Origin of the sequence: Nocardioides eburneiflavus (genome assembly GCF_004785795.1) — a bacterium.
In the GTDB taxonomy this organism is placed as follows: Bacteria; Actinomycetota; Actinomycetes; order Propionibacteriales; family Nocardioidaceae; genus Nocardioides; species Nocardioides eburneiflavus.
Map to the genome: position 1 here is coordinate 4,286,393 of NZ_SRRO01000001.1, position 20,582 is coordinate 4,306,974.

Sequence of the window (20,582 nt, forward strand, 5' to 3'; positions counted from 1 at the left end):
CGACGCTCACCGGAAGCGCAGGGTGTCGAGGTACGCCTCGGCGTTGCGCCGCGTCTCCTGCACCGAGTCGCCGCCGAACTTCTCCACGACGGCGTCCGCGAGCACCAGCGCGACCATCGCCTCGGCGACGATGCCGGCGGCCGGCACGGCGCAGACGTCGGAGCGCTGGTGGTGCGCGACCGTCGCCTCGCCGGTGGCGACGTCGACGGTGCGCAGCGCCTTGGGCACGGTCGCGATGGGCTTCATCGCCGCGCGCACGCGGAGCACCTCACCGGTCGACATGCCGCCCTCGGTGCCGCCGGAGCGACCCGACGTGCGCCGCAGCCCGTCGTCGGTGGACACGATCTCGTCGTGGGCCCGGGAGCCGGGGGTGTCGGCGAGCTCGAAGCCGTCGCCGACCTCGACCCCCTTGATCGCCTGGATGCCCATGAGGGCCCCGGCGAGCCGGGCGTCGAGGCGCCGGTCCCAGTGGACGTGCGAGCCGAGACCCGGCGGCAGGCCGTGCACGACGACCTCGACGACGCCGCCGAGGGTGTCGCCGTCCTTGTGGGCCTGGTCGATGCGCGCGACCATCGCGGCGCTCGCCTCGGGGTCGAGGCAGCGCACCTCGTCGGCGTCGAGCCGCTCGACGTCGTCGGGCGCCGGCACGGAGCCGGCGGGCGCCTTCACGCCGCCGAGCGACACCACGTGCGACACGATGCGCGCGCCGACGGCCTGCTCGAGGAAGTTGGACGCCACCCGGCCGAGCGCCACCCGGGCGGCGGTCTCGCGCGCGGACGCGCGCTCGAGGATCGGGCGGGCCTCGTCGAAGGCGTACTTCTGCATGCCGACGAGGTCGGCGTGGCCGGGGCGCGGCCGGGTCAGCGGGGCGTTGCGGGCCTGCGCCTCGAGCTCCATCGGGTCGACGGGGTCGGCCGACATGACCTTCTCCCACTTGGGCCACTCGGTGTTGCCGACCTCGATCGCCACGGGTCCGCCCTGGGTCTCACCGTGGCGCACGCCGCCGAGCACGCGGACCGCGTCCTGCTCGAACTTCATCCGCGCGCCACGGCCGTAGCCGAGCCGGCGGCGGGCCAGCGAGTCGGAGAGGTCGTCGGTCGTGACGCGGACGTGGGCGGGCAGCCCCTCGAGGATCGCCACCAGCGAGGGACCGTGGGACTCGCCTGCTGTGAGCCATCGGAGCATGGGTGAAGTCTCTCAGCCCCAGATGCGGCCAGCGAGCGCAGTCCCCCAGACGAGACCCACCACGGCGCCGACGAGCATGAACGGCCCGAACGGGAACGGCTTCCTGAGCAGCGTCCGGTCCCACCGGACGATGGCCAGCACGAGGCCCGGCAGCCCGAAGACCGCCATCCCGACCCAGACGCCGATGGCCACGGCGCCCCAGCCCAGCCAGCCGAGCACGAGACCGACGATCGCCGCGAGCCGTACGTCCCCGAAGCCCATCCCGACGCCGGGCAGCACCGACCACAGCACCCAGTAGAACGTGCGCACCACCACCATCGCGACCAGGGCGCGGACGAGCGCGTCCCGCTCCCCCGTCGCCAGGCCGACGACGACGACGAGGACGATCGCGGCCAGGGTGGCCGGGATGACGATGATGCGCGGCAGCAGCCGGGTGTGCCAGTCGATCACCGACAGCGCGACACCGACCGGGACCAGCGGCACCAGCCACAGCAGTGACCAGTCGAGGCCCGTGGCCCAGCCGATCAGCCCCCCGACCAGGGCGGCGGCGACCGCGCTCCGCCGGCCGAGGCCGGGGCGAACGGCGATGTCGGCGTAGAGCATCTTCGGGGGCTCGGGCTGCTCGGGCTCCTCGGACTCTTGGGGCTCTTGGGGCTCCTCGGGCTCGGCGCGCGGGGCAGGCTCCGGCACCCGCGCGATGAGCCGCGGCACGAGCAGGCCGCCGAGGCCGGCGAGCAGGGCCGTGACGAGGGTGGCGAGCAGCGTGTCGGTCACGGGAGCATCCAACCCGATCGGCGCTCAGTCGGCATGGCGCGCCGCGAGGGCGCGTTCGCCGGCGTGGCGCATCGCCGCGAGCGGGGCGGGCATCCCGGTGAAGATCTCGAGCTGGATCGCGGCCTGGTGGACCAGGAGGTCGAGCCCGCCGACGAGCGTCCGGCCCGAGCCGGCGGCCGAGGCCGCGAGCGGCGTGGGCCACGGGTCGTAGAGCGCCTCGAAGACCACCTGGACACCGGCGCAGCGCGCGACCAGGTCCGGGGTCTGCGCCGCCGCCGGGATGGTGGACGCGACGATGTCGGCGGCCACGGGTCCGCCCGTCAGGGACGTCACGACCACGTCCGGCGCGGCGGGGTGGGCCCGCAGCGTGGCCAGGGTCTCGGCGGCGCGGGCCTCCTCCCGCACCGCCACCGCGATCGACCGCACGCCGAGGTCCACGAGTGCGAGCCCCACCGAGGTGGCGGTCGCGCCGCCGCCCAGGACCACCGCGGACGCCAGCGGTGCGGACGTACGCTCCCGGATCGCGGCAGCCGCACCCGGCAGGTCGGTGTTGTCACCGACGCGCGTGCCGTCGTCCTCGAGCACGAGCGTGTTGACCGCCCCCGCCATGCGCGCACGGTCGGTGAGCCGGTCGCCGTCCCGGTCGAGCAGCGGCAGCGCCTCCCGCTTGAGCGGCATCGTCAGCGAGAGCCCGCGCCACGTCGCGTCGAGCCCGTCCACGAAGGCGGCCAGGCCACCAGCGGGCACGCGGTGCGCGTCGTAGGTCCAGTCCAGCCCGAGCTCGGCGTACGCCGCCCGGTGCAGGACCGGCGACAGCGAGTGGGCGATCGGGTCGCCCAGCACGCCGCAGCGACGGTTCAGCAACGGTCGGAGGTCTCGCAGTAGGCCTTGTACTCGTCGCGTCCCTCGAGGAAACCGTCGTAGTCCTCGTAGAACTTGGTCTCGCCGGTGGCGAGGTCGACGGTGACGTAGTAGTACCAGTCGCCCTCGGCCGGGTTGGCCGCCGCGGCGATGGCGTCGTCGCCCGGCGCCTCGATCGGCGTCGGCGGGAGCCCGGCGTTGATGCGCGTGTTGTAGGGCGTGTCCTCGGCCAGCTGCTCGGGCGTCAGCTCGGTGGAGCCGGGCGAGAGCCCCAGTCCGTAGGCGATCGAGGCGTCGATGCCGAGCGTGCCGTTGGTGCCGCCCTTGTCGCCGGGGCCGTCGAGGCGGTTGTAGATGACGCGCGCGATCTTGGGCATGTCGTCACCGCGGCCCTCGGCCTCGATGAGCGAGGCGATGATCATCAGCTCGCCGGGCGTCTTGCCGAGCTCGGCGGCCCGCTCCTCGAGGCCGGCCTCGTCGGCCGCCTGCCGCCACCGGTCGACCATCATCTTGAGGATGCGCACGGGCTTCATGCCCGGCTTGACCTCGTAGGTCGCGGGGAACAGGTAGCCCTCGGCGTTGCCCTCGGCGTAGTCGGGCAGTCCGATCCTGTCGGGCTGCTGGAGCGCACGGTTCCAGGCCTGCTCGGGAAAGTCGGTGTTCTCGGCCAGCGTCGAGACGATCTCGGTGAGCCGCAGCCCCTCGGGGATGGTGACGGTGGGGAAGCCGATGAGGTTGGCCGGGTCGATGAGGACCTCGAGCGCGTCGGCGGCCTTCATCTCCTTCTGGAGCTCGTAGGCGCCGACCTGGATGCCGCTGGAGTCGGGCTCGCCGGCGGCGGCGTCGATGAAGGCCTGCACGGACAGGGTGACGCCCTCGGCCTTGAGGTTGCGGCCGATCTGGGCGACCGTGTCGCCCTCGTTGACGGTGAACTCCACCGACCCGGTGCCGGGGCCGGGATAGTCCTCGGGGCCCTGGAACTGGTCGGCGACCCAGGAGACGCCCTGGGTCAGCGCGACGTAGAAGCCGCCGAGCAGCACGACAAGGGCGACGAGCACGGCGACGCAGCCCTTGGCGCCACGGCCCTTGCGCCGCCGGCCGCCGGGGACGTATTCACGGTCGTCGAGGTCCTCGCGCTCGTCGGAGCGCAGGTCCTCGTCCGGACCGGCATCGTGCTCACTCATCAGTCACCTCGACGATCTCTCCCGGGGCTTGCCCACTCGACCGTTCGGTGTCGAGCGCGGTCTGCAGGATCAGGACAGCGGCTGCCTGGTCCACCACGGCCCGCCGCTTGGCGCCACGCCGACCCTGCTCGCGCAGGATCGACTCGGCCGACACCGTGGTCAGTCGTTCATCACACAGCCTGACGGGCACGGGTGCAACTCGGCGCGCCAGCCGGCCGGCGAGCGCGCGCGCCTTGTCGGCCGCAGGACCCTCGGACCCGTTGAGCGAGAGCGGGAGTCCGACCACGACCTCGACGGCCCCCAGCTCCTCGACCAGCTGGGCGATCCGGCGTACGTCTCCCCCGCCGCTGCGCACGGTCTCGACGGGCGTGGCGAGGAAGCCGGAGGGGTCGCTGCTGGCGACGCCGATCCGGGCGTCCCCGGGATCGATGCCGAGCCGCACCCCGGACCGCATGCTCAGGCCTGGACCTTCGCGGCGACGTCGCGGGCGACGAGCGACAGCGCCTCGTCGATGCGCGAGGCGTCGGTGCCGCCGCCCTGAGCGACGTCGTCCTTGCCACCGCCCTTGCCGCCGAGCAGCGGACCGACGGAGCGTACGAGCTCGCCGGCCGACAGCCCACGCGCGCGCGCCTCGTCGTTCGTGGCCGCGACGACCGACACCTTGCCGTGGGTCTGACCGATGATCACCACGACGCCCGGCTCGCCCTGCGGGAGCCGGGCGCGCACGTCCATCGCGAGGTTGCGCACGTCGCCGCCGCCGGCACCGTCGGCGCGGTGCGCCACCAGCCGGACGGGGCCGACCTGGGTCGCACCGGCCGCGAGGTCGGCGCTCGCGCCGAGCAGCTGGGCCAGACGGGCCTTCTCCAGCTCCTTCTCGGCGACCTTGAGGCGCTCGGTGAGGCCCTGGACCCGGCTCACCAGGTCGTCGGGCTGGGTCTTGAGCAGCCCGGTGAGCTGGGCCACCACGTCGCGCTCGCGGGCGAGGTAGCCGAATCCCTCGACGCCGGTGAGGGCCTCGATGCGCCTGTTGCCGGAGCCCACGCTGGTCTCGCCGGTCACCACGACCGTGCCGATCTGCGAGGAGTGGTCGACGTGGGTGCCGCCGCACAGCTCGCGCGACCAGGGGCCGCCGATCTCGACGACGCGGACCTTGGTGTTGTCGTAGGTCTCGCCGAACAGCGCGATCGCGCCCCACTCCTTGGCCTGCTCGAGGGTCATGTAGTCCCAGGCGACCGGGAGGTCGGCGCGCAGCGCCTGCTGGGAGACGAGCTCGATGTCGCGGACCTGCTCGGGGCTCAGCGCCTGCGTCCACCCGAAGTCGAGACGAAGGTAGCCGGGCCGGTTGTAGGAGCCGGACTGCAGCGCCGTCGGGCCGAGCACCTCGCGCAGCGCGGCGTGCACGACGTGGGTGCCGGAGTGGGCCTGGCGGGCGCCGGTGCGCCACTCGGGGTCGACCCGGGCGTGGACCGGGCGGCTCGCGTCCAGCTCGCCCTCGAGCACGCGCACCTGGTGCACGACGAGACCCTTGATCGGGCGCTGCACGTCGACGACCTCGAGGGTGCCGCCGTCGAAGACGATCGTGCCCGCGTCGGCGACCTGCCCGCCGGACTCGGCGTAGAACGGGGTGCGGTCGAGGACGACCTCGCCGACCTCGCCCTCGGCCAGCCGCGCGACTGGCGCGCCGCCGCTGAGCAGGGCCAGCGGCTTCGACTCCGTCTCGAGGGTCTCGTAGGCCAGCCACTCGGTGGGGCCGAACTCGTCGAGCACCCCGCGGTAGGCGCCCGTGTCACCGTGGGCGCCCTTCTTGGCGCGCGCGTCGGCCTTGGCGCGCTCGCGCTGCTCTGCCATCAGGCCGCGGAAGCCCTGCTCGTCCACGGCCAGGCCCTGCTCGGCCGCCATCTCCAGCGTCAGGTCGATCGGGAAGCCGTAGGTGTCGTGGAGCGCGAAGGCCCGCTCGCCGGACAGCGTGGAGCCGCCGGTCTGCTTCACCTCGGACGCGGCGACGTCGAAGATCTGGGTGCCGGCCTGGAGCGTCTTGCGGAACGCGTCCTCCTCGGCGTAGGCCACGCGCGAGATGCGCGGCCAGTCGGCCAGGAGGTTGTCGTAGGTCTCCCCCATCCGGTCGCGGGAGACCGGCATCAGCTCGGGCAGCACGCGGTCCTCGCAGCCCAGCAGGCGCATGGAGCGTACGGCGCGCCGCAGCAGGCGGCGCAGGACGTAGCCGCGACCGTCGTTGCCGGGGGTGACGCCGTCGCCGATGAGCATCATCGAGGAGCGGACGTGGTCGGCGACGACGCGGAAGCGCACGTCGTCGCCCGCGTCGGCGCCGTAGCGCTTGCCGGTGAGCTGCTCGGCACGCTCGATCACGGGGAACATCACGTCGATCTCGTACATGTTGTTCTTGCCCTGGAGCAGGAACGCGACACGGTCGAGGCCCATGCCGGTGTCGATGTTCTTCTTGGGCAGCGAGCCGGCGATGTCGAAGTCGGACTTGGACCGCACCGCGCTCAGCTCGTCCTGCATGAAGACGAGGTTCCAGATCTCCAGGAGCCGGTCCTCGAGCTCCACCGGCATGTCAGGGCCCAAGGTGGCCGCGTCGAAGTCCGGCCCCCACTCGGGGCCGCGGTCGTAGAGGATCTCCGAGCACGGGCCGCCCGGGCCGGGCACGCCCATCGACCAGTAGTTCTCCTTGGGGCCGAGCTGCACGATGCGCTCGCGCGGAAGCCCGGTGACCTTCATCCAGAGCCCGATGGCCTCCTCGTCGCCGACGAGCACCGACGGGTAGAGGCGCGACTCGTCCAACCCGAAGCCGCCGTCGGCGACGGGCTTGGTGATGAGGTCCCATGCCAGCTCGATGGCGCCTTCCTTGAAGTAGTCGCCGAAGGAGAAGTTGCCGCACATCTCGAAGAAGGTGCCGTGCCGGGTGGTCTTGCCCACGTCCTCGATGTCAGGGGTGCGCACGCACTTCTGGACGCTGGTGGCGCGGTCGTAGGGCGGGGTCTCCTGGCCGAGGAAGAACGGCTTGAAGGGCACCATCCCGGCGTTGACGAACATCAGGTTGGGGTCGTCGACGAGCAGTGAGGCGGAGGGCACCACGGCGTGTCCGGCGGCCTCGAAGTGCGCGAGGAAGCGGCGGCGGATCTCGGCGGTGTCCATCAGGGCTGGTCCTTCTGTGTGTCGTTGGTTGAGGTGCGAGCGCGGTGTCCACCCGAGGAGGGAGCCTCGAAACCGCTCGTCAGCTCGGGGAGTCCATGAGGCCGGAGCCCCAGCTGCTCGCGCAACTCGGTTTCGCGCTCGAGCCGGCCCTGGTGGACCTCCTCGGCGAACAGGCGGGCGCCGACCTGCCACCCGCGGAGGCGGTCGCGCATCCCGTCGGCGGTCAGCGCCTCGGCGGCACGGCGGGCGCGGGCGGCGGCGTACACCCCGACCCCCGCCCCGGCGACGAACCAGAGTGGGCGACCCATCAGGCGACGTCCTCCCCGGTGCCGCCCACGTGGGGGCGTCCGCCGAGGTCGGCGCGCTGCCGCGCACGGAACTCGCGCAGCGCCTGTCGGGTCTCCGCGCGGCGCTCGCGACCGGCGCGCCGGGTCTCCTGGCGCATCTCGAAGCGGATCCGGTTGCGGTTCGCGGGCGAGAGGGCCCGGCGCAGGCCGTGGCTCCAGGACGCGGCCTTGACGACGGTCTCGCGGGCGACGATGTCGGTGAAGAGCCGCCCGTCGATGGGGGCGGCGACAGGTGTTGGATCGACCGGGGGGCGATCGACCGGGACGTCCGTCCCGACGCCGGTGATGACGTACGTGCCCGTGGTCGCGTCGTCGGCCCGGGGCGGCGGCACGGACGCGACCGGCGACTCGAGGAGGGCGACCCGCTCGGCGAGGGCCGCCGCGCCCGCCTCGGCGCGCGCGGCGCGGGCGTGGGCGCGCACGGCGACGAGCAGCGCCACCAGCGCCACCAGCCCGGCTGCGGCCAGCCCCACCTGCTCCGAAGTCACGGCGCCGAGCCTACAAGGCTCACGGGATGGCGAGATCACCCGTCGGGCGCACGCGCCACCAGCGGAAGCCGTAGCCGTCGAGGGCGACCCGGGCGGCGGACTCCCCGGTCACCACCTCGTCCGCCATCAGGTCCACGGCCTCGAGGCCGTCCTCGCCCGGATCGACCGGCACCTCGACGGTGACGGGCTCGGCTCCGAGGTTGTGGACGGTGACGACCGCCGTCCCGGCGAGGTCGCACCGCTGCACCAGCACCTGCGGCTGGTCCTGCTCCGCCACGCTCCACGTCCCCCAGCCGAGCTCGGCGCAGGTGCGGCGGATGCCGATGAGCTTGCGGATGAAGCTCCACAGGGAGTCCGGGTCGTGCAGCTGGGCCACGACGTTGACGTGCTCGGGGCCGAAGGCACCGGGCACCACGCGCTGGACGAGGCGGCCCGGCGACGCGGAGGAGAAGCCCCCGTTGCGTCCCGCGCTCCACTGCATGGGCGTACGCACGGCCATCCTGCCGTCGGCCTCGAGGTCCTCGCCCATGCCGATCTCCTCGCCGTAGTAGAGCGTGGGCGTGCCGGGCAGGGAGAACATCAGGCTGTAGGCCATCCGGATCCGTCGCGGGTCGCCCCCGAGCATCGTCGGCAGGCGCCGCTTGAGACCGCGGTCGTAGAGCTGCATCTCCGGCTCGGGGCCGAAGGCCGCGAAGACCTCCTCGCGCTGCGCGTCGGTCAGCTTGTCGAGAGTGAGCTCGTCGTGGTTGCGCACGAAGGTCGCCCACTGGCAGGTGTCGTCGATGGCCGGGCGCTGCGAGACGGCCTTGACCAGCGGGCGCGCGTCCTCGCGCGCGAGCGCGAGGTAGGTGGCCTGCATCCCGATGAAGTCGAACTGCATCTGCAGCTCGTCGGCGCCGTCCCCGCCGAAGAACGCTCGCTGCTGGGAGTGCGGGAGGTTGACCTCGCCGAGCATCATCGCGGAGCCCGATCGCCGGTTGAGGAAGGCGCGGATCGTCCGCATCAGCTCGTGGGGGTCGACGGCGAGCGCCGGGTCGCCGGAGTTCTTCGCGTTCTGCTCGAGGAACGGGATTCCGTCGACGCGGAACCCGTCGAAGCCGAGCTCGAGCCAGAAGCCGACCGTACGCAGGACCTCGTCGACGACCTCGGGGTTGGCGAGGTTGAGGTCGGGCTGGTGCTTGTAGAAGTTGTGGAGGTACCACTCGCCGGTGCGGTCGTCGAGCTCCCAGATGGAGTCCTCCCGGTCGGGGAAGACGACCAGCCCGGAGGTGTCCGGCGGCTCGGTGTCGCGCCAGACGTAGTGGTCGCGGTAGCGGTTGGTCGTGCTGCGCCGCGACGCCCGGAACCACGGGTGCCGGTCGGAGGTGTGGTTGACCACCAGGTCGGCGATGACCTTGATGCCGCGGTCGTGGGCGGTGCGGATCACCTCCACCAGCTGGCCGAGGGTGCCCAGGCGCGGGTCGACGCCGTAGAAGTCGGTGAGGTCGTATCCGTCGTCACGGTCGGGGCTGGGGTAGAACGGCATCAGCCACAGGCAGGTGATCCCGAGCTCGGCGAGGTAGTCGATGCGCTCTCCGAGGCCGCCCAGGTCGCCGATCCCGTCTCCGTCGGAGTCGTGGAAGGTCTCGATGTCGAGGCAGTAGATGACCGCGCTCTTCCACCACAGGTCGCTCGTGTCGGTGACTCGCACGCCCCCACACAAGCAGACCGCGGGCCCCGGCGTCAGCCCCGCAGGGCGGGGAGGACGTGCTCGCCGAAGGCGTCCACGAACCCCTGCTGCTCCTGCCCGACGAAGTGCAGGTAGACGTCGTCGAACCCGACCGCGGCGAGCTCGGCGATCCGGTCCCGGTGCCAGCCGAGGTCCTCGGACACCTCGACCGCACGGCGCACCCCGTCGATGCCGACGTGCTCGGCCATCACGTCGAACGCCTCGGCCGTCTCGGTGTCCCAGTTCACCGGCTCGGTGAAGACGTTGGTGCGCCACTGGTCGAGGGCGACCGCCTCCGCCTCCTCGAGCGTCGGCGCCCAGGACAGGTGCACCTGGAGGGCCAGCGGCCCCTGCCCACCCGCGTCGCGGTAGGCGGAGACGATGTCACGCAGCACCTCGACCGGCTGGTTGATGGTGACCAGGCCGTCGGCCCACGCCGCCACGCGGGCTGCGGAGGCCACCGACACGGCCGGTCCGACGAGGCGCGGCGACACCTCCGGCCGCTCCCAGACCCTCGCCCGGTCGACCGTGATGCGGCCGTGGTGGGTCACCTCCTCGCCCGCCAGGAGCCGCCTGATCACGTCCACGCACTCCTCCAGGCGGAGGGTGCGCTCCTCCTTCGGGGGCCAACGGACCCCCGTGACGTGCTCGTTGCTCGCCTCACCGCTGCCGAGCGCGGTCCAGAAGCGTCCGGGGAACATCTCCGCGAGCGTCGCGATCTTCTGCGCGACCACCGCCGGGTGGTAGCGCACGCCGGGGGCGCAGACGCAGCCGAGCTCGAGGTCGGTGGTGGCGAGGGCGGCGCCCAGCCAGCTCCAGGCGTAGCCCGAGTGCCCCTGGCGTTCGCTCCACGGGGAGAGGTGGTCGGAGCACATGGCCATGTCGAAGCCCGCCCGCTCGGCGTGCTGGAGGTCGGCCAGCAGCCGGGAGGGGGCGATCTGCTCGTGCGAGGCGTGGAACCCGATGCGCATGCCCCACCGTAGACCGGCCGGGCGACCTCGGTGGACGCACCGGGTCACCGCACGACGAAGAGGTCCTTGTAGTTGGGTGCGCCCATCGAGCCCTCGCCCGTGGGGTTGCCGACGCGGTCGCCGAAGGCGAACAGGCGGTTGGCGTAGGAGGTGGGGATGAACGGGAGGTGGTCGGTGAGGACCCGCTCGTCCAGCTCCCCCCAGGCCGCGGCCTGCTCCTCGACGGGCAGCTGCGCGATGTCGTCCATGGCCCGGTCGATCGAGGGCTCCGCGAAGTGGGCGGTGTTGAAGGGTGCGCCGCTCCTCAGCAGGGGCGGCAGGAGCGCCGACCCGGCGGGCCACATCGGGCACCAGCTGACGCCCCGCAGGTCGAGCCCCTGGTTGACCTCGTTGTCGGGGTCGAGCCACACGCTGTAGATCGACTGCTGGACGGGGATGGCCGTCACGTCGAAGCCGCCCTCCTCCAGGCCGGTCGTCAGCTGGGCCTGGGCAGCGGTGGCGAGCGGGTCGAGCTCGTTGTAGGCCATCGTGATCGGGTACGGCTCGTCGCCGTGGCCGGCCTCGGCGAGCAGCTCCCGGGACCGCTCCGGGTCGTACGTGGCCTCCTCGCCGTCGACCTGCACGTCCCTCCTGCCCGCCATGCCGGGCGGCATGATCGGTCCGGCCGGGACCCGTGTCACTCCGGGGACCTCGCCCGAGGCGATCCACACGTCCTCGTAGGGGTAGGCGTGGGCCAGTGCCCGCCGGACGCGGATGTCGGTGATCCGGGTGTGGTCGGGCGCGATCGTGGAGACGCACTGCGTGGCCTGCTGGACGAGGCGGTCCCCGAGCAGGGCGCTCGCCTCGAGGTAGCGGCCCGACCCGACGGAGGTCGACACGGCGGTCCGACCCCCGGTGCTGCCGGAGAGCATGATCTCGTCGACCCTGGCCTGGTCCTGGTTGAACTTGAAGACGAACCGGTCGGCGTACTGGTGGCGGGCCGGGTCGGAGCCGGGCTCCCACTCGTCGTTCCTGACCAGCACCAGCTCCTCCGCCGGGTCCCAGCTCTCGACCTCGTAGGGGCCGGTCGCCAGCGGTCGCTGGGCGTACGTCGACGGCTCGGACGCCTCGCCCAGTGGCGCGGGACCCATCGCCATCACCGCGCCCCAGTGGTCCATGTCCGGGAACGGCCGGTCCATCTCGATCGTCACGTCCTGGCCGTCGACCGAGATCCCGGCGTAGTCGTCGCACCCGGGGTCGTCGCCGGTGTAGGGGCCCGCGTAGTCCTCGGCGCCGGCGAAGTAGTGCGTGGAGTACTCGGTGCCGGGCCCCGACGGGAACGCGCCGGAGTCGAGCGAGCGGCAGATGCCGAAGGCCACCTCCTCGGCCGTGACGGGTGCGCCGTCCTCCCACGTCGCGTCGTCACGGATCGTGAAGGTCCACTCGGTGAAGTCGTCGTTGGGGCGCCCCAGGTCGGTCGCCAGGTCGGGCACCAGCACGGGTCGCCCGTCGTCGCCGCGGGCGTACTGGGTCAGCGAACGGCTGACCAGCGCCTGCTGGATGGCGTTGCCCGTGACCGACCAGCCGCCGGTGGGGTCGAGCGTGTCCGGACCGGGTGCGCCGGGGAGGAACACTGTGATCGTCCCGCCGGGGGTGGCGCCCGCCACCGCGGGGGCGGGACCGCGGCGCATCGGGTCCTTCGACACGCCGGGCGGCTGCGCGTACGCCCCGGGGCGGGGCGAGTCCCAGCCCCGCTCGGTGTGCTGGCCGCTGCAGGCGGCGAGCAGCAGCGCCGCTCCGGTCGCGACGACCAGCGGACGAGTCCCCCTCATGCTCTCAGCGCTCCCCGTGTCCCCGGACGATCCGCCGGACCCGCTCCCAGCGGTCCTTGACCCCGGCCTCCGCACCGAGCGCCGTCGGACGGTAGTAGGTCGCGTCCGCGAGCACGTCGGGGAGGTACTGCTGCTCGGCGACGCCGAACGGCTCGTCGTGCGGATAGGCGTAGCCCTTGCCGTGGCCCAGGTCCTTCGCGCCCCCGTAGTGGGCGTCGCGCAGGTGGGCGGGCACCTGCCCGATCCTGCCGGCCCTGACGTCGGAGATCGCCGCGTCGATGGCGGTGATGACCGCGTTGGACTTCGGCGCGACCGCGAGGTGGATCGTGGCCTGCGCCAGGTTGATGCGGGCCTCGGGCATCCCGATCAGCTGCACGGCCTGGGCTGCGGCGACCGCCGCCTGGAGGGCCGTCGGGTCGGCGAGTCCGACGTCCTCGCTGGCGTGCACGACGAGCCGTCGCGCGATGAAGCGCGGGTCCTCCCCCGCCTCGATCATGCGGGCGAGGTAGTGCAGCGCCGCGTCGGGGTCCGAGCCGCGGATCGACTTGATGAAGGCGGAGATCACGTCGTAGTGCTGGTCGCCCTGACGGTCGTAGCGCACGGCCGCCTGGTCGACCGCGGTCTCGGCGGTGGCGAGGTCGATCGCGTCGAGGCCGTTGCTGGCAGCAGCCCCGGCGGCCGCCTCGAGGTAGGTCAGCGCGCGCCGTGCGTCGCCGCCCGCGAGCCGTACGAGGTGGTGGCGGGCGTCGTCGTCGAGCAGCGTCGACCCGGCCAGGCCGCGTTCGTCGGCGAGCGCCTGATCGATGACCTCGGCCACGTCGTCGTCGGTCAACGACTGGAGTCGCAGCAGCAGGCTGCGCGACAGCAGCGGGCTGATGACCGAGAAGAACGGGTTCTCGGTCGTGGCGGCGATCAGGGTCACCCAGCGGTTCTCCACGCCCGGCAGCAGGGCGTCCTGCTGCGCCTTGGTGAAGCGGTGCACCTCGTCGACGAACAGGACGGTCTCCTGCCCGCCCCGGGCCAGCTCGGCACGCGCCCCGTCGATGGCCGCACGGACCTCCTTGACCCCCGCCGCGACCGCCGAGACCTCCACGAACCGACGACGGGTCTGCTGGCTGACGATGGCCGCGATCGTGGTCTTGCCGGTGCCCGGCGGGCCCCAGAGCAGCAGCGACATCGACTGGTCGCCCTCGATGAGGCGGCGCAGGGGCGACCCGGCCGCCCGCAGCTGCTGCTGGCCCACGAGCTCGTCGATCGTGCGCGGACGCATCCGTACGGCAAGCGGTGCCGACGCGTGGGTGTTGGCGCCCAGCGACCCGGCCCCGGGCATGGCTGCGCCCATCGACGAGGAGGGCGCGGATTGCCCCGCGCCCTCGATCTCGAACAAGCCGTCCACGTCGGTGAGTATCCCCCGACGTCGTCGGGGGTCCTCATCAGACCCCGGTGGTCTGCTTGGTCTTGAGGTCGTACCAGGTCTTCTCGTAGCCGGGGATCGTGAGCTGCGTGTTGCTCGGCACGGCCCCGGGGACCGGGCTGCCCTGGTCATCGACGCCCAGCAGGTCGGTCGTCACCGGCGTGGCGGGGTGGGCACCCAGCTCACCGGCGAAGTGGCACGCGACCTTGTGGCGCTTGCCGATCTGCAGCAGCGGCGGCTCGACCTTGGCGCAGATCTCCTGGGCGAACTGGCAACGCGTGCGGAACCGGCAGCCGGACGGCGGGTTGATCGGGCTCGGCACGTCGCCCTCGAGACGGATGCGCTCGCGGCGACCACCGACAGCCGCCTGCTTCACGTCGGGCACCGCGGAGAGCAGCGCCTGGGTGTAGGGGTGGTGGGGCTTGCCGTAGATCGTCTCGCGGTCGCCGATCTCCACGATCTTGCCGAGGTACATCACGGCGATCTCGGGGCAGAAGTGGCGCACGATGGCGAGGTCGTGGGCGATGAAGAGGAACGCCACGTCGAACTCGGACTGGATGTCCTGCAGCAGGTTGATGACCTGGGCCTGGATCGACACGTCGAGCGCGGAGACCGGCTCGTCCGCCACGAGCAGCTTGGGGTTGAGCGTCAGCGCCCGGGCGATGCCGATGCGCTGGCGCTGGCCGCCGGAGAACTCGTTGGGGTAGCGGTTGTAGTGCTCGGGGTTGAGACCGACGACCTCCAGCAGCTCCTGGACGCGCGGGAGCACCTTGTTCTTCGGGACCACGTCGTGCACCTCGAGCGGCGCACCGACGATCGTGCCGACCGTGTGGCGCGGGTTGAGCGAGGTGTAGGGGTCCTGGAAGATCATCTGGACGTCGCGGCGCAGCGGCTTCATCTCCTTGTTGGAGAGCTTGGCCAGGTCCTTGCCGTCGAACATCATCGAGCCGCCGGTCGGCTTGTAGAGCCGGGTGATCAGGCGGCCGGTGGTCGACTTGCCGCAACCGGACTCGCCGACCAGGCCGATCGACCCTCCTTGCGGCACCTCGAACGAGATGCCGTCCACGGCCTGGACGTGCCCGATGGTCCGGCGCACGATGCCCGACGACTTCACCGGGAAGTACATCTTGAGGTTGTCGACGGTGAGCACCGCGGGAGCGTCGGGGTCGAGCTCGGACGCGGTGTGGCCCATCTCGGCGACGCTCGCGAAGTCGAGCGCGTCGACCTGGACCTCGTGGTCGGTGACGACGTCTCGGCCACCACCGAGCTGGCGGTCGCCGGTCTCGGCGGCGTTGGCCCCGACGTCGGTCGGCTCGACCTCGGCTCGGGCGTTGGGGTCCTGGGTCATCGGGTCTCCTCGAGGAGCTCGGGGGCGATCTCGGGCAGCACCTCGGACTGGTAGACCCCGACCGGGTCCGCGAGGTGACAGCGCTTGAGATGGGCCGTGCCCGAGCTGGCCGGCAGCAGCTCGGGGAGCTGGGTGCTGCACAGGTCACCGGGGACCTTGTCGGCGTGCACGCAGCGCGGGTGGAAGGAACATCCCGGCGGCGGCCGCAGCAGGCTGGGCGGGTTGCCGGGAATGGGGATCAGCCGGGCGTCGGTCGAGGACGACACGTCGGGGACGCTGGACAGCAGGCCCCACGTGTAGGGCATCTCGGGCGTGGTGAGGATCTGCTTGGTGGTGCCGAACTCGACGCATCGCCCGGCGTACATCACGAGGACGTCGTCGGCCATCTCGGCGATGACGCCGAGGTCGTGGGTGATGATGATGACCGCGGAGTTGAACTCGCGCTGGAGGTCCTGGAGCAGGTCGAGGATCTGCGCCTGCACGGTCACGTCGAGCGCCGTGGTCGGCTCGTCGGCGATCAGCAGCGACGGGTCGTTGATGAGGCCCATCGCGATCATCGCGCGCTGGCGCATGCCGCCGGAGAACTGGTGCGGGAAGTCGTCCACGCGCCGGTCCGGCTGCGGGATGCCGACGCGGTCCAGCATCTCGATCGCCTTGCGGCGGGCGTCGCGCTTGGACGCGCTCGAGTGGTGCACGAGGTAGGCCTCCTCGAGCTGCGCGCCGATCTTGTAGAACGGGTGGAGCGCGGCGAGGGCGTCCTGGAAGATCATCGCCATCGCGTTGCCGCGCAGGCCGCGCATCCGCGACTCGCTCAACCCGACGACCTCGGTGCCACCCACGCGGATGGAGCCGGAGATCTGCGCCGACTTGGCGTCGTGCAGGCCCATCACGGCCATGCTCGACACGGACTTGCCGGAGCCGGACTCGCCGACGATGCCGAGCGTCTTGCCCTTCTCGACCGAGTAGGACAGGCCCTGCACCGCGGTGACCGGGCCGTCCTCGGTCGGGAAGGTGACCTTGAGGTCCTCGACCTGGAGGAAGGGACCGTCGGTCTCGGCGGCCGCCGCGGCGGCACTCGACTGGGTCATGGGAACGCTGGTCACGAAAGCCTCACCCTCGGGTCGAGGACGCTGTAGACAACGTCGACGAGCAGGTTGGAGATGATCAGGATGACGGCGCTGAACAGCGCGGTCGCCTGCACGACGGGAAGGTCACGACCCTGGACGGCCTCGAGCGCCCACCAGCCGATGCCCTGGATCTCGAAGATCCGCTCAGTGAAGATCGTGCCGGCGAGCAGGGTGCCGAAGTCGATGCCGAAGATCGTCACGACCGGCACCAAGGCCGCACGCAGGCCGTGCTTGTAGACGATGGTCCGCGCGGGCAGGCCCTTGGCCTTGGCGGTGCGGATGTAGTCCTCGCTCAGCGCCTCGACCATCGCTCCGCGCGTGAAACGCGTGTACTGGGTGCAGCCGAAGATGCCGAGCGCCACCCAGGCGAGGAACAACCCGCTGAACCACTTGAACGGACCGTTCTCGCCTATCGAGAAGTAGCCGGTGTCGCTGAACAGCGGCACCTCGAAGGTGATCGTCAGGTAGAGCCAGGTCAGCAGGGCGAAGAGGTAGTAGGGGATCGAGCTGATGAACAGGAAGCTCGAGACCAGGGCCTTGTCGGCCACGGTGCCGCGCCGTCTCGCGGCGGCGACGCCGATGGGGATGCCGAAGAGGAGGTAGAGGAAGGCACCGCCGATGGCCACGGAGAAGGTCGCGGGAATGCGCGAGACCAGCTCCTCCTTGACCGGCTGCTTGGTGCGGAAGCTGACGCCGAGGCACGGCGCGGCGCACTCGTACTCGCTGGAGGCGATCATGATCTTGCGGCCGCTGAAGACGCCCTCGACGAACTTCCCGTACTCCACGTAGACGGGGTTGTCGTAGCCGAGCGTCCGCTCGTAGACCTCGAGTCGCGCGGGGGTGCACCTGTTGCTGGTCTCGCGGTCGCAGATCGGTTGCGCAGGGCTCGACGGTCCGTACCAGAACAGCAGGAAGATCGCCATCGAGACCAGGGCCACGACGAGGACTCCCGAGATCAGGCGCTTCACGACATAGGCAAACATCGCTGGTCACTCTCCGGGGATGGTGGATGAGTCGGACCTCCGAGGCAGGAAGCCTACTGGGTCCGGGCTGCCGAGTGGGGGCTCCCGTTGTTCGGGAGCCCCCACCCGTCAGTGTCGTGCTACTGGGGTACTACGTGGTGCTCCGGGCCCGAGCCCGGTGGGCGACCAGGATCACTGCATCACGTACAGGTCCTTGTAGTTCGGCGCACCGATCGAGCCATCGCCCGTCGGGTTGCCGATCTTGGTGCCGAAGGCGAACAGGTCGTTGCGGAACGCGGTCGGGATGATCGGGAAGTACTCGGTCATGATCTTCTCGTCCAGGTCGCCCCAGGCAGCGGCCTGGTCCTCGAGCGGGAGCTCGTTGATGGCGTCCATCTCCTCGTTGATCGACGGCTCGTCGAAGAACGCGGTGTTGTAGACGGCCTCGCCCTTCAGCAGCGGCGGGAGCATGGTCGAGCCGGCCGGCCAGTCCGAGCACCAGTTGACGCCACGGAGGTTCAGCTTCTTGTTGACCTTGTTGTCGGGGTCGAGCCAGATGTTGTACGGCGAGTCCTGGACCGGGATCGCGGTGACCTTGAAGCCGGAGGCCTCGAAGCCCTTGGTGATCTGGTCCTGGGTGGCGACGGCCAGCGGGTCGACCTCGTAGTAGACCATGGTGATCTCGTAGGGCTCGTCACCGTAACCGGCCTCGGCGAGCAGCTCCTTGGCCTTCTCCGGGTCGTAGGTGATCTGCTCACCGTCGACCTGGAAGTCCTTCTTGCCGGCCATGCCGGGGGGCATGATCGAGTTCGCGGGGACGCGGGTCACACCGGGAACCTCGCCGCCGGCGATCCAGACGTCCTCGTAGGGGTAGGCGTAGGCCAGGGCCTTGCGGACCTCGATCTCGGTGATCTTGGTGTAGTCAGGCGTCAGCGTGGACACACACTGCGACGTCTGCTGCACGAGGCGGTCGCCGAGCTGGCTGTTCGCGTCGTTGTACTTGTCGGAGCCGAGGCTGGTGGAGACGGCGGTCTGGCTGTCGGCGTTGTCCGACAGCATGATCTCGTCGACCTTGGCCTGGTCCTGGTTGAACTTGAAGACGAACTCGTCGGCGTACTGGTGACGACCCGGGTCGGACTCAGCGGCCCACTGGTCGTTCTTCACGAGGACGAGCTCCTCGTTGGGCTTGTAGCTCTCGACCTTGTAGGGGCCGTTGGAGAGCGGCTTGTTGCCGTAGTTCGGCGGCTTGGAGGCGTTGCCGAGCGGAGCCGGGCCCATCGCCATGAAGGCGCCCCAGTAGTCCATGTCCGGGAACGGGACGGACATCGAGATGGTGATGTCCTGGCCGTCGACGGAGATGCCGTCCCAGGCCTCGCACTTGGGGTCCTTGCCGGTGTAGGGGCCTTCGTACTCCTCGGCACCAGCGAAGTAGTGCTTGGAGTACTCGGTGCCGGGACCGGACGGGAACGCCTCGGAGTCGAGCGAGCGGCAGATGCCGAACGCGACCTCTTCGGCGGTGACGGGCTTGCCGTCCTCCCACGTGGCGTCCTCACGGATGGTGAAGGTCCACTCCGTGAAGTCCTCGTTGGGGGTGCCGAGGTCGGTGGCGAGGTCGGGGACCAGCACGGGCTGACCCTCCTCGTCACGGACGTACTGGGTCAGCGAGCGGCTCGTGAGCGCCTGCTGGATGGAGTTGCCCGTGACCGACCATCCACCGGTGGGGTCGAGCGAGTCGGGACCGGGGTCACCGGGGAGGTAGACCGTGATGGTCCCGCCCGGGGTGGCGCCCTCGACGTCAGCAGCGGGGCCCTGACGCTCTGCGTCCTTGGTGCCCCCCTCCTGGTCGCCGAACTCTCGGTCCGAACCCGAGCCGTTGGAACCGCCATCCTCCGACGATCCGCCGCCACAGGCAGCGAGCGTCAGGAGGGCGGCACCAGCAACGAGTGCGAGCGGCTTGTTCCGCTTCATGCTGTCCAGCCTTTCTTTCTTGTTCTCACCGAGGACGGCGTCTCCGGCGACGTGCGTGGGACCCGCGGGTCGCGTGCGATGGGCCTGGCGTGGCTCAGCGGCGGGTCTTGGGGTCGAGGGCGTCGCGCACGGCGTCGCCCAGCAGGTTGAGGGACAGCACCAGCGCGACGATGCCGAGCAGCGGCTGCCACAGGTACTGCGGGTACTCGCGGAAGTAGGTCGGGGTCGCGGCCTTGAAGATCGTCTGGCCCCACGACACACCGTCGGTGACACCGATGCCGAGGTAGGCGAGGCCGGCCTCGAGCGCGACGAAGGCCGGCAGCATCAGCGAGACGCTGATGATGATCGGAGCCGCGAGGTTGGGCAGCAGCTCCTTGAACAGGACGCGGGAGGTCGGCATGCCCATCACCCGGGCCGCCTGGACGAACTCGCGCTCGCGGAGCGCGAGGACCTCGCCGCGGATCAGGCGGGCCGTGCCCATCCAGCCGAAGAACGCCAGCACCATGACGAGGCTGAACTTCTGGATCGTGCCGTAGTTCGCGGAGGTGTTGAAGCGGTCGTTGAGGATCGGCGCGAGCGTGAGGGCCGCGAGGAGGAACGGGATCGTCAGGAACATGTCGATGAAGAACGACAGGACCTTGTCGACCGCGCCGCCCAGGAAGCCGGCCAGCAGGCCGACGATCACGCCGACGGTGCTGGCGATCATGGTCGCGACGAAGGCGATCATCAGGGAGATCCGGCACCCGTGGAGCCAGTAGGCCAGGTTGTCCTCACCGGTGCGGGGCGCGACACCCATCGGGTGGTCCCACGTGAACGGACCGGTGGGCGGACCCATCTCGGGCTTCGGCAGACCGTTGTTGAGGCCGTCGACGCGCTCGGAGGCCAGCGGGGTCTCCAGGCTCACGCCGAAGATGTTGCTGATCGTGCCGGCGAAGACCGCGCAGATGACGAAGAACAGCACGACCACGGCGCAGACGACGGCGATCTTGTCCTTGGCCAGACGGCCCAGCGCGATCCGCATCGGCGACTTGCCGGAGATCTCCTTGGCCTTCTGGCTGTTGGGATCCTGGTGCTCCGGCTCGTCGCTCAACGAGCCCAGCGTCTCCGGCCCTGCGGTCTCTGCCGACATGCTCTCCCCATCTTTTTCGGGACTGTCAAGGCACAGATCGGGGATCCCCCGGGTGCTGCGCCGAGACGGGACTCTATGTGACCTGCGCCGCGTTGATGATCACCGACGGGTAACGATCCCGTTACGACGCCTTGACCTCGTGGTGGCCC

17 protein-coding genes are annotated in these 20,582 nt (G+C 71.1%); all 17 read right to left on the reverse strand.

The annotated features are described in order from the left end of the window. Positions 1-6 precede the first annotated feature (6 nt). The gene (gene aroC, locus EXE59_RS20140; protein ID WP_135840488.1) at positions 7-1,185 is read right to left on the reverse strand and encodes a chorismate synthase; all 1,179 of its coding nucleotides are present in this window, start codon (positions 1,183-1,185) and stop codon (positions 7-9) included. Between the two features lie 12 nt (positions 1,186-1,197). Then, positions 1,198-1,959, reverse strand: a complete 762-nt coding sequence (locus tag EXE59_RS20145; RefSeq protein WP_135840489.1) for a prepilin peptidase — start codon at positions 1,957-1,959, stop codon at positions 1,198-1,200. A gap of 24 nt (positions 1,960-1,983) precedes the next feature. Continuing rightward, on the reverse strand, positions 1,984-2,823 hold the full coding sequence (locus EXE59_RS20150) for a shikimate dehydrogenase (RefSeq protein ID WP_210429083.1): 840 nt from the start codon (positions 2,821-2,823) through the stop codon (positions 1,984-1,986). Beyond that, positions 2,817-4,004, reverse strand: a complete 1,188-nt coding sequence (mltG, locus tag EXE59_RS20155; protein WP_135840490.1) for an endolytic transglycosylase MltG — start codon at positions 4,002-4,004, stop codon at positions 2,817-2,819. The genes EXE59_RS20150 and mltG overlap by 7 nt, the downstream gene beginning before the upstream one ends. Continuing rightward, entirely contained in the window at positions 3,997-4,458 is a 462-nt protein-coding gene (gene ruvX / locus EXE59_RS20160) for a Holliday junction resolvase RuvX (protein WP_135840491.1), read from the reverse strand. The genes mltG and ruvX overlap by 8 nt, the downstream gene beginning before the upstream one ends. Positions 4,459-4,460: 2 nt before the next feature. After that, positions 4,461-7,160, reverse strand: coding sequence for an alanine--tRNA ligase (alaS, locus tag EXE59_RS20165; RefSeq protein WP_135840492.1), 2,700 nt, complete (start codon positions 7,158-7,160; stop codon positions 4,461-4,463). After that, positions 7,160-7,468, reverse strand: a complete 309-nt coding sequence (locus tag EXE59_RS20170; protein ID WP_135840493.1) for a DUF6167 family protein — start codon at positions 7,466-7,468, stop codon at positions 7,160-7,162. The genes alaS and EXE59_RS20170 overlap by 1 nt, the downstream gene beginning before the upstream one ends. Continuing rightward, on the reverse strand, positions 7,468-7,995 hold the full coding sequence (locus EXE59_RS20175; protein ID WP_135840494.1) for a hypothetical protein: 528 nt from the start codon (positions 7,993-7,995) through the stop codon (positions 7,468-7,470). Before EXE59_RS20175 ends, EXE59_RS20170 begins: the two co-directional genes overlap by 1 nt. A 19-nt stretch (positions 7,996-8,014) precedes the next feature. Next, the gene (locus EXE59_RS20180) at positions 8,015-9,685 is read right to left on the reverse strand and encodes an alpha-amylase family protein (protein WP_135840495.1); all 1,671 of its coding nucleotides are present in this window, start codon (positions 9,683-9,685) and stop codon (positions 8,015-8,017) included. Positions 9,686-9,717: 32 nt separating this feature from the next. After that, complete coding sequence (locus EXE59_RS20185) at positions 9,718-10,674, reverse strand: TIGR03885 family FMN-dependent LLM class oxidoreductase (protein WP_135840496.1); 957 nt, start codon at positions 10,672-10,674, stop codon at positions 9,718-9,720. A 44-nt stretch (positions 10,675-10,718) separates the two neighbouring features. Further along, entirely contained in the window at positions 10,719-12,485 is a 1,767-nt protein-coding gene (locus EXE59_RS20190; RefSeq protein ID WP_135840497.1) for an ABC transporter substrate-binding protein, read from the reverse strand. Positions 12,486-12,489: 4 nt separating this feature from the next. Continuing rightward, positions 12,490-13,827 carry a replication-associated recombination protein A gene (locus tag EXE59_RS20195; RefSeq protein WP_210429238.1) on the reverse strand — a complete coding sequence of 446 codons (1,338 nt, stop codon included), beginning with the start codon at positions 13,825-13,827 and terminating at the stop codon, positions 12,490-12,492. A gap of 91 nt (positions 13,828-13,918) precedes the next feature. Continuing rightward, positions 13,919-15,091 carry an ABC transporter ATP-binding protein gene (locus EXE59_RS20200; protein WP_135841434.1) on the reverse strand — a complete coding sequence of 391 codons (1,173 nt, stop codon included), beginning with the start codon at positions 15,089-15,091 and terminating at the stop codon, positions 13,919-13,921. Between the two features lie 152 nt (positions 15,092-15,243). Continuing rightward, the gene (locus tag EXE59_RS20205; protein WP_135840498.1) at positions 15,244-16,335 is read right to left on the reverse strand and encodes an ABC transporter ATP-binding protein; all 1,092 of its coding nucleotides are present in this window, start codon (positions 16,333-16,335) and stop codon (positions 15,244-15,246) included. Between the two features lie 11 nt (positions 16,336-16,346). Next, positions 16,347-17,357 (reverse strand): ABC transporter permease, encoded by a 1,011-nt coding sequence (locus EXE59_RS20210; RefSeq protein ID WP_135840499.1) that lies wholly within the window; start codon positions 17,355-17,357, stop codon positions 16,347-16,349. 171 nt (positions 17,358-17,528) lie between these two features. Beyond that, positions 17,529-19,304, reverse strand: coding sequence for an ABC transporter substrate-binding protein (locus EXE59_RS20215; RefSeq protein ID WP_135840500.1), 1,776 nt, complete (start codon positions 19,302-19,304; stop codon positions 17,529-17,531). A gap of 94 nt (positions 19,305-19,398) precedes the next feature. After that, positions 19,399-20,433, reverse strand: a complete 1,035-nt coding sequence (locus EXE59_RS20220) for an ABC transporter permease (protein WP_135840501.1) — start codon at positions 20,431-20,433, stop codon at positions 19,399-19,401. Positions 20,434-20,582 lie beyond the last annotated feature (149 nt).